At 40.1% G+C, this 12494-nt stretch carries 7 protein-coding genes and 1 CRISPR repeat array; of the genes, 6 read left to right on the top strand and 1 reads right to left on the bottom strand.

Translation table 11 applies throughout. The features are described from left to right. Position 1 precedes the first annotated feature (1 nt). From cas2 to E4N80_RS11075, 3 genes are all read left to right on the top strand, one after another. Positions 2–307 (top strand): CRISPR-associated endonuclease Cas2, encoded by a 306-nt coding sequence (gene cas2, locus E4N80_RS11085; protein ID WP_002676672.1) that lies wholly within the window; start codon positions 2–4, stop codon positions 305–307. After that, positions 304–978 carry a type II-A CRISPR-associated protein Csn2 gene (csn2, locus tag E4N80_RS11080; protein WP_253699259.1) on the top strand — a complete coding sequence of 225 codons (675 nt, stop codon included), beginning with the start codon at positions 304–306 and terminating at the stop codon, positions 976–978. The genes cas2 and csn2 overlap by 4 nt, the downstream gene beginning before the upstream one ends. 94 nt (positions 979–1072) lie before the next feature. Continuing rightward, positions 1073–3812: direct repeats of the CRISPR family, unit length 36 nt; unit sequence GTTTGAGAGTTGTGTAATTTAAGATGGATCTCAAAC. 80 nt (positions 3813–3892) lie between these two features. Continuing rightward, complete coding sequence (locus tag E4N80_RS11075; protein ID WP_253699258.1) at positions 3893–5863, top strand: IdeS/Mac family cysteine endopeptidase; 1971 nt, start codon at positions 3893–3895, stop codon at positions 5861–5863. Positions 5864–5951: 88 nt separating this feature from the next. Here the strand turns inward: E4N80_RS11075 and E4N80_RS11070 are convergent, their stop codons facing one another. After that, positions 5952–7325 carry a sodium/glutamate symporter gene (locus E4N80_RS11070; RefSeq protein WP_253699257.1) on the bottom strand — a complete coding sequence of 458 codons (1374 nt, stop codon included), beginning with the start codon at positions 7323–7325 and terminating at the stop codon, positions 5952–5954. Between the two features lie 177 nt (positions 7326–7502). Between E4N80_RS11070 and E4N80_RS11065 the strand changes: the two genes are divergently transcribed. From E4N80_RS11065 to E4N80_RS11055, 3 genes are all read left to right on the top strand, one after another. After that, entirely contained in the window at positions 7503–9245 is a 1743-nt protein-coding gene (locus E4N80_RS11065; RefSeq protein ID WP_253699256.1) for an ABC transporter ATP-binding protein, read from the top strand. Between the two features lies 1 nt (position 9246). Next, the gene (locus E4N80_RS11060; RefSeq protein ID WP_253699255.1) at positions 9247–11157 is read left to right on the top strand and encodes an ABC transporter ATP-binding protein; all 1911 of its coding nucleotides are present in this window, start codon (positions 9247–9249) and stop codon (positions 11155–11157) included. Positions 11158–11535: 378 nt separating this feature from the next. Beyond that, on the top strand, positions 11536–12387 hold the full coding sequence (locus E4N80_RS11055) for an alpha/beta hydrolase (RefSeq protein ID WP_253699254.1): 852 nt from the start codon (positions 11536–11538) through the stop codon (positions 12385–12387). Positions 12388–12494: the final 107 nt, after the last annotated feature.

The raw sequence follows: 12494 nt of genomic DNA, 5'->3' as shown, positions 1-12494 counted from the left end.
TATGAGAGTTATCGTTTTTTTTGATTTACCCGTAATAACACCCGAAAATAGGCATAATTATTCGGTTTTTAGGAAGTATCTAATTAAATCAGGCTTTATTATGCAGCAAAAGTCGGTTTATTCAAAATTGGTTTTAAATCTTACAAATAGAGACTCTATTGTAAAAAGTATAGAGAAGAATAAACCTCCCGAAGGCTTGGTTGAAATATTAACCGTTACTGAAAAGCAATATGCAAAAATGGAAATTATTATTGGAGAATCTAAAACAGAATATTTAAATACCGATGAAAGGCTTGTTGTTCTATGAAACTGGTACATCCTGACATTAAAAATCAAATAATATTTTCGGAAAATAAAGTTAATGTTTTAACTATAGAAAATAAAACTTTTTTTACCGAATTTGTATCGGAGCTTTTTAGTCAATATTCAGGTAATGAGGGCAAATTCATATTATCCGAAGATGACAAAGAGCTTTCTATTCCAAAAACATGTGAGCTGATATTAAATCCTATAAATCTCGATATAAATAATAAACAAAATCTGAACAAAATTTATTCGATCTTAAAACAAAGTATTTCCGATGAATATAATTACCTAAAAACATGCACCATAAAAAGTGAGATATTAAAACATATAGATGATGTACTTCTTTCTTTGGATATACCTCTCAAACGGAGTGAAGAACTTGATTTGATCAGCATATTTAAAGCTGTTAATATCTCTTTTGAAACAGAATATACAAATTTACTTGAAAAAATTATAGATTATATAAGTGCTTCTGTGGAATTAAATCAAATAAAATGCTTTGTTTTTATAAACCTAAAACAATTTTTAAATTTCAAAGACTTATCCGAGTTATACAAATTTGCCCGCTATATAAAAACAAATCTATTTTTAATCGAGGGGGCATATACATCTACAAAAGAAGATTGTGAAAAATCATATATTATTGATAAGGACCTTTGCGAAATATATTGACAATAAACGATTCTCATGTTAGTATTAAAATGTAATCATCTTATGTTACCGCTATCTATAGTGTGATAGACTCTCCACCTACACCATATCTGATGTTTGAGAGTTGTGTAATTTAAGATGGATCTCAAACACGGTAAGCTCTTTTAACGGCATTTACCCCGTTTGAGAGTTGTGTAATTTAAGATGGATCTCAAACATGAGTTTTGCAGCTTGAGCTGTGAATTCTGTTTGAGAGTTGTGTAATTTAAGATGGATCTCAAACGAAAAAGGCGAAATTTCGACCGAAGACGCCGTTTGAGAGTTGTGTAATTTAAGATGGATCTCAAACAAATCGAAAGAATTACAAGCCCCATAATTAGTTTGAGAGTTGTGTAATTTAAGATGGATCTCAAACTAAAGCTATAATGAATGGATTAAAATCTAGTTTGAGAGTTGTGTAATTTAAGATGGATCTCAAACACTGGGAGACGAACAGACGCAATCAGCAGTGTTTGAGAGTTGTGTAATTTAAGATGGATCTCAAACTCTGGCAACTTCTATATAAGCTATTTGAGTGTTTGAGAGTTGTGTAATTTAAGATGGATCTCAAACTTAATAATTCGACATAAACAAGCACTTCATGTTTGAGAGTTGTGTAATTTAAGATGGATCTCAAACAATTATTAACCCTATACCCCTTTTGAGTTTGTTTGAGAGTTGTGTAATTTAAGATGGATCTCAAACCCTTGCAGCCCCCGCAGGAAGCGAGGAAGGGTTTGAGAGTTGTGTAATTTAAGATGGATCTCAAACGATTTACTTGACGGCAAGACCGGCGGCGAGGTTTGAGAGTTGTGTAATTTAAGATGGATCTCAAACAACATAGCTGAAGTGGTAAGCGAATGGGCAGTTTGAGAGTTGTGTAATTTAAGATGGATCTCAAACAGCGATGTTGCTTTTAGGGCTCTTATTTCGGTTTGAGAGTTGTGTAATTTAAGATGGATCTCAAACTCAAAAAAAGAATACGGATGCGAATTAAAAGTTTGAGAGTTGTGTAATTTAAGATGGATCTCAAACGTAGTACTCGGTTTCTGCGGCAAGGTGCGGGTTTGAGAGTTGTGTAATTTAAGATGGATCTCAAACAATAAGTGAGGCTAGGTATACATCTCCGAGGTTTGAGAGTTGTGTAATTTAAGATGGATCTCAAACCTTTAATTTTTTTTGAAAAACGCTTGACAGTTTGAGAGTTGTGTAATTTAAGATGGATCTCAAACGAATCTGTTAGACTTGAAAATATTGAACTTGTTTGAGAGTTGTGTAATTTAAGATGGATCTCAAACCGGCCGATTGGCAGGAAGTTACTATTTTGGGTTTGAGAGTTGTGTAATTTAAGATGGATCTCAAACAGTCAAGAAATTCATCGAGGGACTAAAGGCGTTTGAGAGTTGTGTAATTTAAGATGGATCTCAAACCACCAATTCCCCGCAGGGGCTGCCGTCATCGTTTGAGAGTTGTGTAATTTAAGATGGATCTCAAACCGGCCGATTGGCAGGAAGTTACTATTTTGGGTTTGAGAGTTGTGTAATTTAAGATGGATCTCAAACCGTAAAACGGGCTTGGGCAATATGGATGTTGTTTGAGAGTTGTGTAATTTAAGATGGATCTCAAACCGATAATCCTCTGATATACAAATCCCTATCGTTTGAGAGTTGTGTAATTTAAGATGGATCTCAAACAAGAGAACACGGACGGAACTCCTCTTTTGGGTTTGAGAGTTGTGTAATTTAAGATGGATCTCAAACGAAAGCCCACGGTTTTAATTAGTAATCAAAGTTTGAGAGTTGTGTAATTTAAGATGGATCTCAAACTTATATACCTATGTCCGAAAGGCAAGATAAGTTTGAGAGTTGTGTAATTTAAGATGGATCTCAAACACTGAGCTTTCGGCCAATGTTGGAGGCTCTGTTTGAGAGTTGTGTAATTTAAGATGGATCTCAAACACTTCACGGTCGCTTTTTTTTAAGGTTTTAGTTTGAGAGTTGTGTAATTTAAGATGGATCTCAAACAAGTTGGTAGAACGCACGGCTCGTACTTCTGTTTGAGAGTTGTGTAATTTAAGATGGATCTCAAACTTTAGCATCAGTACTTCCTTTGCTAGAGTTGTTTGAGAGTTGTGTAATTTAAGATGGATCTCAAACTTGAATACTTGGCAGAAAAAGGCTATGCCGGTTTGAGAGTTGTGTAATTTAAGATGGATCTCAAACCTAAGATGTTTGTTTTAAGTTATGAGTTATGTTTGAGAGTTGTGTAATTTAAGATGGATCTCAAACCACAAAAAAGTGCGGTGTTTCCTTTCAAGCGTTTGAGAGTTGTGTAATTTAAGATGGATCTCAAACGAGGGTTTGGAAGAAGAGTTAATGAGTTTAGTTTGAGAGTTGTGTAATTTAAGATGGATCTCAAACGGAATTCGGTGAGGCAAGATGGTCGGCTTTGTTTGAGAGTTGTGTAATTTAAGATGGATCTCAAACCCTATCCGCAATCATCAAAAAAAGCTCAAAGTTTGAGAGTTGTGTAATTTAAGATGGATCTCAAACAAATGAAATGTGTAATTGTATCGAAGATGTGTTTGAGAGTTGTGTAATTTAAGATGGATCTCAAACTGCCAAGACATCAGGGAAAGCGTCCCGCAAGTTTGAGAGTTGTGTAATTTAAGATGGATCTCAAACACTGAAACATTCTTGCTCCTAAAGGACTTTGTTTGAGAGTTGTGTAATTTAAGATGGATCTCAAACCTTAACAAAGGCCTTATTATCTACTGTAATGTTTGAGAGTTGTGTAATTTAAGATGAAAATGTCAAGTTTTAATCTTGGTATTCCACGGATCCCTTGACTATATATGCAAAATAATGTATTTTATAAACATATTGGAGATTATTTTATGATAAAAAGACACAAATTAATAGGATTTGCGGCTGTTGCAGCGTTTTTTTTGCTGCTATCTTGTAAAAACAACCTTTTAACAAAATCCGAAAAAGAGAACTCCGGCGAAATTCCAGTTAATAGCATTCGGCTCTCGTCAAATGAAAACAACCTTTCGCTTGTAAAAAGAACAGCACACTCCATAACTGCACAAATCATACCAAAAAATGCAACGAATAAAACACTATTATATTCGTCATCGGACAGTAAGGTTGCTGCTGTAGATAGCACCGGCTTGATTACAGCAAATAAAGAAGGTCTCACAGTCATTACAATAGAGGCATCAAACGGCATAAAAAAAACGATTAGCGTTACCGTAACAGCAGAACCGGTTCCCGTTACAAATATCGAATTTGAAGAAGATCCGCCAGCCTTTTTGTTCATCGGTGATGTCTATATGTTCAAAGCAAAGGCAAAGCCTGATGAAGCGACGAATAGAAAGCTAGAATACACCACGATGACATCAGATGTGATATCCGTTACCGATACGGAATTCGGTACGATAAAGGCAACAAAAGAAGGCAATGCAGCTATTACTATCCGTTCAGCTGCAGACCCCTCGGTCGCCAAAACGGTTACGTTCACAGTCAAAAAGAAGCCGCAAATTAAATATGAATCAATGCAAGCCGTTATGCCCGAAAGCGCTGCCGGTACATATACATTCGAGGTGCAAACAATGGAAGGTAAATTGGATTATGAACCGATATTTACCTCAAACAAACTGCCGTGGATTACAGGAGCGCCGACAATCAGTTCACGAACCGATCCCAATAAGGACGTAATTTCATTTACCTGCCTCAAAAACAAAACCGTGTGGGACAGGCGTGCATACATTAAATTCAAAGACAAAAAAACAGGTCAATATATTAAAAGCGCTGACGGTAAAACGGATTTGACTGTAAACATTATTCAAAAAAAGAATGAGAATCCTGTTGTGCATTACAAATGGGTCGACGGAATAGGCAGCCCCGCTGAAAATGAAAAAGAAAAAGTAGGAATAAACATTAACGGCATACCTACAGGGGATACGTACCCGCAGTCATATGTGTTCAAATGGAAAGAAACTACTAACACAAAATTTTACAATGTACGGAAGTTAGACAAGTTGTATGTGCAAGGGCAATTTCCAAGCGATTATTTCGTGGTTAACGGTATAAGAAAGGAACAGAGACAAGGAAAAGATCTTAGCCAATGCTGGGCTAAAACCGCTTCCAATATGCTGCACTGGTGGTTTGAACAAAATAAAGACTATGTTGAGCAGTATAAACAAAAAGCCGCCATTGAAGCATGGAAACGGCCTTTATATGATTATAAGTATATAAGAAAAGATCCCCCGGCTAATAAAGAAGACCTATCGAATGATATAGAAGAAAACAAAAAAAGTAACATAGCCAATATCTTTAGGGCATATACCCATAACAATTCCCGAGGAGGTTACATAGAAGATGGACTGACGTGGTATCTGTATAAAAGAGATGCTCAAAAAACTTTAGGTTCAATCTATCCCGGGCTATTCAATGATGTTTTCACACATGATACAAGCCCTATTAATATTGAGCGATGTGAAACAAAAAAAGAATTTGAACAGCTTATGAACAAAGCCCTTGATAACAAACGGGCAATAGGGATTTTCTGGCAGGGTTCTAAAGGTAACAGGCCATACCAACATGCCGTAACGTGTTGGGGTGCAGCCTATGACGAAGATAATAATATTATCTGTCTCTATATTGCAGAATCAAACTTAACAGAAGCTGTCCTCTATCCATTCGGCGTTAGATACAAAGGCAATATATATGAGGAAGCTGAAAAAAACAGAACATATATGTTCAATTATGCGTTAAGCAAACCTGAAAACATCTATATTGATGGCCTTACCACCCTAGACAAAGGCGAAGCCCAGTGGAAAGAATGGCTTGATAAAAATAAATAAGCCGAGAAAATAAAGGGCTTGGGGCCGGCCTTTTGTTTATAAGGTTTTTATAGTACCTATAACAAAAGACCGAGCCGCCGGCCTAATTTTAGCCGACCAAGCCTATGGTAATACCAATTATCATTATATTGAAAAAATCAATAAATAAGGAGCCGACTATAGGGACGACAAAGAAAGCTATTTTTGAATAGCCGTATTTTTCGCATATAGAGCCCATATTAGCCATGGCGTTAGGGGTTGCGGCAAAACCGAACCCGATGTGTCCGGCCGTGATGACCGCAGCGTCATAATCTCCGCCCATAACCTTAAAGGTAACAAAGCGTGTATACAAATACAAAAGAAGGATTTGAGCGCTTAAAATAATCATCAGAGGGATAGCCAAACTTACCAGCTGCCAAAGTTTTAGCGAAACAAGAGCTAAAGCCAAAAACATATTCAAAGAAATATTTCCGAGTGCATCAATTTCATCCATATTTATCTTGAATTTTTTTGAGGTATCTGCAATGTTCCTTATAACGGCAGCACAAATCATCGCCCCGATATAAATGGGGAATTTAAATTTGGGCGACAACGAATTAAGATAATTGGTAACAAAAAGACCAAAACCTGAGGCCAGAACTAAAAGCATAAATGACATTAAAAGCTTTTCACTGCTAAGATGCTTTTCAGAACTGGTTGTCGAGTTATCTACTTCACCTTTTGCCGAGGCTTCATGAATAACTTCTTCCTGAACCGTTACGACTTCTTGACCCTCTTCCCTGCCCTTTGTGGGATTAAAGAAGAGCCGCTTTATAAAGCTCGGATGAACCGCTTCTACTTTCTTAACAACTTTTGTTGTTTTTATTATGTTTCCCGATTCATCAATTCTTACGCTTTCATCGGCATTTGAAGGCTGTAAGCCGTATTTTTTTATCAGACGGTTTCCGACGGGACCGCCTAAGATGGAGCTTATCAAAGAGCCGAAGGTGGGAACGGCTACTGCGAGGGATAAGGCTCCCAGAGTGTTTTCCGGATCAACAATAGGTGCAAAGGAGGCCGCTGTACCGAACCCCCCTGTAAAGGATGTTGAACCCAGCATGACGGCGAGCATCGGACTAAAGTTTATAAGCCTTGCGGCTCCTTGCGCTACAACGTTTTGCAAAATAGCAAAAACGATAGCTACAGCCAAAAAGACAAAAACTTTTTTCCCGCCGTCTCTTAAAATCGAAAACCCTGCATTATAACCCACAGAAGTAAAAAACATCACCATCCAATAGGTTTGCAGGGTTGTGTCAAATTCGAAGTCGAGTACTTTTGTTACGTGAAGTGCTAACGAAATCAGCGCAAACAAAAAGCCGCCCACTATCGGGGCAGGTATACAATACTTTTGAAAAAACTCAAACTTCGCCTTAATGAATCGTCCGACAAGCAACCAAGCGATTGCAAAGCCGAGCGACTGGTACATATTCATATGAATTACCATAACTCCTCTCCTTTTGCGTGCGTCTAACGCAATTCGGGATGCAAGAGTGAGTATAGGCTTTTTATATGAAGATGTCAATCTATCGATACAAAATCTTTATCTTCGGAGGCTTTAGAAAAACCGATTGCTTTTCGGAATAAATAGTAGTATAATATGGCTCTATTGAAGGATAACTTTATGCTGAAAACTTTATCAAAAAGCCTTCGGGAATATAAACGGACATCCGTGCTCGCAGTGTTGCTGACAATCACGGAGGTTGTATTTGAAATTATTATCCCCTCCTGTATGGCGTATTTAATCGATTTTGGAATTGAACTCGGCGCAATGGGAACCGTATTCAAGTACGGGGCGATACTTTTGCTCTTTGCAATTATTCAATTGCTGACAGGTGTTTTTTCGTCGATTACAGCAGCAAAGGCTTCGGCAGGATTTGCTGCAAACCTTAGGCAGGATATGTACGCTAATGTTCAAACCTTTTCTTTTTCCAATATCGACAAATTTTCAACTTCTTCTATTATAACGCGGCTCACCACCGATGTAACGAACGTGCTCAATTCTTATCAGATGCTGGTAAAGCTCGCTGTGCGTGCTCCCGGTATGATGATTTTTGCGATGATTGCATCGTTTAGAATCAGTCCTAAAATTTCCATGATATTCCTATGTATGATTCCGCTGCTGGGACTCGGCATCTTTTTGATTATCAGTAAAGTGCATCCGATATTCAGAAATGTTTTTAAGACCTACGATAAGCTCAACAATGTCGTGCAGGAAAATGTGCGCGGAGTACGGGCGGTAAAGTCCTTTAACCGGCAGCAGTACGAAATTGAAAAGTTTGAAAAAATTTCGGAATCAATTTACCGAGGATTTTCAAAAGGGGAGAGGTATATCACTCTGATGATGCCGATGGCGCAGCTATGTATTTATACATGTATGATTTTGATTTCATGGTTCGGCGCGAAGGAGATTGTTGCAAGCGGAAACAATGCGGCACAGGGCTTAACTACCGGATCGCTGATGGCTCTTTTTTCTTATGCTACACAGATTATGATGAGCTTGATGATGTTCTCTATGGTCTTTGTGATGATTACGATTTCCCGTTCATCTGCGGAACGTATTGCCGAAATTTTAAATGAACGCTCTACCATCCAAAACCCTGAACATCCTGTAACGGAGGTAAAGGACGGAAGTATATGCTTTACCGATGCCGATTTTATGTATAGTGCCGATGCGGATAAAAAAGTTATTACCAATGCAAACATTTCAATCGATTCAGGAGAAACGGTTGGAATTATAGGAGGTACCGGTTCTTCCAAGACTTCTTTTGTGCAGCTCATTCCCCGCTTGTACGACGTTACTTCCGGTGCGGTCAGCGTCGGCGGCATAAATGTAAAAGACTATGATGTAAAAACTCTGCGGGATGCGGTTGCCATGGTTTTACAGAAAAACGAATTATTCTCCGGTACGGTGAAAGATAATTTGAAATGGGGCAATGAACACGCAAGCGATGAAGAAATCGTCAAAGCCTGCCGCCTTGCCTGTGCTTCCGAATTTGTCGAAGCAATGCCGGAAGCTTATGATTCCCGTATCGAGCAGGGCGGAACAAATGTTTCGGGCGGACAAAAACAGAGGCTCTGTATTGCGCGGGCGCTTTTAAAAAGGCCTAAGATTTTAATCCTTGATGATTCCACCAGTGCGGTGGACACCAAGACGGATGCTCTGATTCAAAAATCATTTAAAGAGTTCCTTCCGGAAACAACAAAGATTATTATTGCGCAGCGGATTTCTTCCGTGCAGCATGCAGATAAAATCCTCGTATTCGATAAGGGTTTAATTACTGCGGTAGGCACACATGACGAACTGCTGCATACGAGCGCCATCTATAAAGAAGTCTTTGAGACCCAACAAAAAGGGCATGAATAATATGAAACCTACTAACACAGCAAAACCGGAAATGAAGCTTTCCATGCCGGCCGTCAAACGGCTTCTTTCCTACCTTAAACAATATAAAACCGTTCTTGCGGTTGTTACGGTCTGTATTTTATTAAGTGCAGGCGCAACCGCATCAGCAGCTTTGTTCCTGCAAGTATTAATTGACCGGTATATTATGCCGCTTCTTGCGCAAAGCACTCCGGTGTTTACCGGACTTTTACAGGTGCTCATCTTTATGGCGGCGATTTACGGCACCGGTGTTCTCTGTTCGTGGATTTATAACCGCTTGATGATTAAGGTTGCACAGCGGACTCTCAAGCGGATTAGAGATGAAATGTTCTCCAAGATGCAGCGTTTTCCTCTACGCTATTTTGACACGCACACTCACGGTGATATTATGAGCCGCTATACCAACGATACCGATACGCTCCGGCAGATGATTACGCAGTCAATGCCGCAGCTGGTTTCTTCCATGTGTACGGTTGTTACAGTGTTCTTTGCAATGCTGTATCAGAGCGTGTATCTTACGATTATTGTTGTTGCTTCCATCTTTTCTATTTTGAAGGTGATTAAGTTTGTCGCAAAAAAAAGCGGCTTTTATTTTGTACGGCAGCAGGAAACGCTCGGACAGCTGAACGGCTATGTTGAAGAAATGATTAACGGACAAAAGGTAATTAAAGTGTTCTGCCGGGAAGAAGCGGTCAAAGCCGATTTTCATGAAAAGAATGCCGCATGGCAGGAAAGCGCCTCAAAGGCAAATTCCTATGCGAATATCATCATGCCCTTTATGAATGCACTCGGCTATTTTCAGTATGTGATTGTCGCCCTTGTCGGTGCATGGTTCGCAATTGCAAAAATCCCCAATCCGACTATCGCAGGTATCAATACGCTGACGCTCGGTACCATCGCTTCGTTTTTAACACTGTCAAGGAATTTTACCAATCCTATTTCTCAGCTTTCCAATCAGCTCAATTCGGTTATTAATGCCGTTGCAGGCGCCTCGCGGATTTTTGCACTGATGGACGAAGAACCGGAGGAAGATGCCGGTACCGTTACTCTCGTAAATGCACGGGAAGAAGACGGTACTCTGACCGAAGCTGAGGAGCACACCGGAGTATGGGCTTGGAAAGAAATGCACGAGGACGGCAGCATTACATTGACAAGGCTTACCGGCAAGGTGATTTTTGAGCATGTCGATTTCGGTTACTCGCCCGATAAAAAAGTTTTAAAAGATATAAACCTCTTTGCAGAGCGGGGACAGAAGGTCGCATTTGTCGGGGCAACAGGTGCGGGCAAAACAACGATTACCAATTTGATAAACCGCTTTTATGATATTAACAAAGGGCCTATTACCTATGACGGAATACCGATTATCCGGATCAAGAAAGAAGACCTGCGGCGTTCGCTCGGTATCGTATTGCAAGAGGTGAATCTATTTACAGGCACCATTATGGAAAATATCCGTTTCGGCAATTTGGATGCAACCGACGAACAATGTATCGAAGCGGCGAAACTTGCCAATGCTCACAATTTTATTACAATGCTTCCACATGGTTATGACACGGTTATTGAAGGAAATAAAAACTCTCTTTCGCAAGGACAGAGGCAGCTATTGTCCATCGCCCGCGCCGCAGTCTCCGACCCGCCCGTCATGATTTTGGACGAAGCGACATCTTCCATCGACACCCGAACCGAAGCTCTTATCCAAAAAGGTATGGATAGCCTGATGGAAGGACGAACCGTTTTCGTCATCGCTCACCGTCTTTCCACCGTTATGAATTCCGATGTTATCATGGTCTTGGATCACGGTGAAATTATCGAGCGCGGCACACACACCTCCCTGCTGGAGAAGAAGGGAGTGTACTACCAACTTTACACGGGCGCCTTAGACTTTGACAAATAGGCGGGCATCTACTGCGTCGCACGGCAAAAAAGTGTCCTCAACGTATCAAAGATACGCCTGCGGTACTTTTTTACCTAACTCCTTGTATCTACCTCCGCTATTTTCAAAAGGGTTTACAGAAGAGGCGGGGATCTGCGTTGTCGCTTAACAAAAAACAGTCCTCGACGTACAACAAGTACGCCTGCGGGTGTTTTTTGTACGCTCCTAGCATCTGCTCCACCTATTTGTCAAAGCGCTGGCAGAGGTGCGGGCATCTACTGCGTCGTACGGCAAAAAATATAGGAGATAAAAACTCATCTTTAACTGAAAGCGGGGCTTGGCAAACAGATAGTTGAAAAAGTGTGACAATATTGTTAAAATTGAAACGGAGGATAAAATATGAAAAAAATCATGCTCTTATCGGCAGTTATTTTATTTATTGGAACAATCGCCGCCGCACAAACAAAGGCGGCGCCCGCATTTAAAGTCGAAGAACAAAGCTTTCAGAGAAACGGCATGAAAATATACGGAAAGCTTTTTCTTCCCAATAGCGTATCGCCTGTGCCATTAGTCATCCTTTCACACGGATTCGGCGGAAACCACGGCGGTGTTAAAGGCTATGCAGCGGCTTTTGCGGAACAGGGTATTGCTGCATACATTTTCGACTTTATCGGCGGCGGCAATCATATCAAAAGTGACGGAAAAATGACGGAAATGTCGGTGCTTACCGAGGCCGAAGATTTGACGGTCATTCTCGATAACTTAAAAGCCGACTCGCGTTTTAAGCCTGAACAAATCTTTTTATTAGGAGAAAGCCAAGGCGGATTTGTTTCAACCTATATTGCCGCACTGCGTCCTGCCGATGTAGCGGGCTTGGTTTTATTATATCCAGCTTTTGTGTTGCATGATTACGTTCGGCGGCGCACTCCCGATCCGGAACGGATTCCCGACACAATGAAGCTGCTGGGAAAAACCATAGGGCGCATTTATAATGAGGATGTACTGTCCTTTGATATTTATACATTGATGCCCCGGTATTCAGGCAAAACGCTCATCATTCACGGAACAGCCGACTCGCTTGTACCGCTGTCATATTCGGAACGGGCGGTTAAGACATTCCCAAACGCAAAGCTCATAAAGCTTGACGGGGCAAAGCATGTCTTTTACGGAGACATGATGCAAAAAGCAGCGGAAGATGCGGTAAAATTTGTACAAAGTATAATCGGCGAGAAAAGGTCTCAGGGTAGGTAAAAATTTTCTCTAACAATCGACAGCTTAGGGCGAACTCCTATAATTTGTATTTTACAAACAAAGTAATTTTATAGTTTTAGCAAACGGTTAATCTCATCAACTGCGCT

The sequence above is a fragment of the Treponema denticola genome (assembly GCF_024181605.1).
GTDB lineage: Bacteria > Spirochaetota > Spirochaetia > Treponematales > Treponemataceae > Treponema_B > Treponema_B denticola_B.
The sequence above is the reverse complement of the archived record's forward strand: the minus strand, read 5'-3'. Positions and strand labels throughout refer to the sequence as shown.

Excerpts from the sequence above, each read along its gene's own strand:
- cas2 (WP_002676672.1), top strand. The coding sequence starts at position 2 with ATGAGAGTTATCGTTTTTTTTGATTTACCCGTAATAACACCCGAAAAT.
- csn2 (WP_253699259.1), top strand. The coding sequence starts at position 304 with ATGAAACTGGTACATCCTGACATTAAAAATCAAATAATATTTTCGGAA.
- E4N80_RS11075 (WP_253699258.1), top strand. The coding sequence starts at position 3,893 with ATGATAAAAAGACACAAATTAATAGGATTTGCGGCTGTTGCAGCGTTT.
- E4N80_RS11070 (WP_253699257.1), bottom strand. The coding sequence starts at position 7,325 with ATGGTAATTCATATGAATATGTACCAGTCGCTCGGCTTTGCAATCGCT.
- E4N80_RS11065 (WP_253699256.1), top strand. The coding sequence starts at position 7,503 with ATGCTGAAAACTTTATCAAAAAGCCTTCGGGAATATAAACGGACATCC.
- E4N80_RS11060 (WP_253699255.1), top strand. The coding sequence starts at position 9,247 with ATGAAACCTACTAACACAGCAAAACCGGAAATGAAGCTTTCCATGCCG.
- E4N80_RS11055 (WP_253699254.1), top strand. The coding sequence starts at position 11,536 with ATGAAAAAAATCATGCTCTTATCGGCAGTTATTTTATTTATTGGAACA.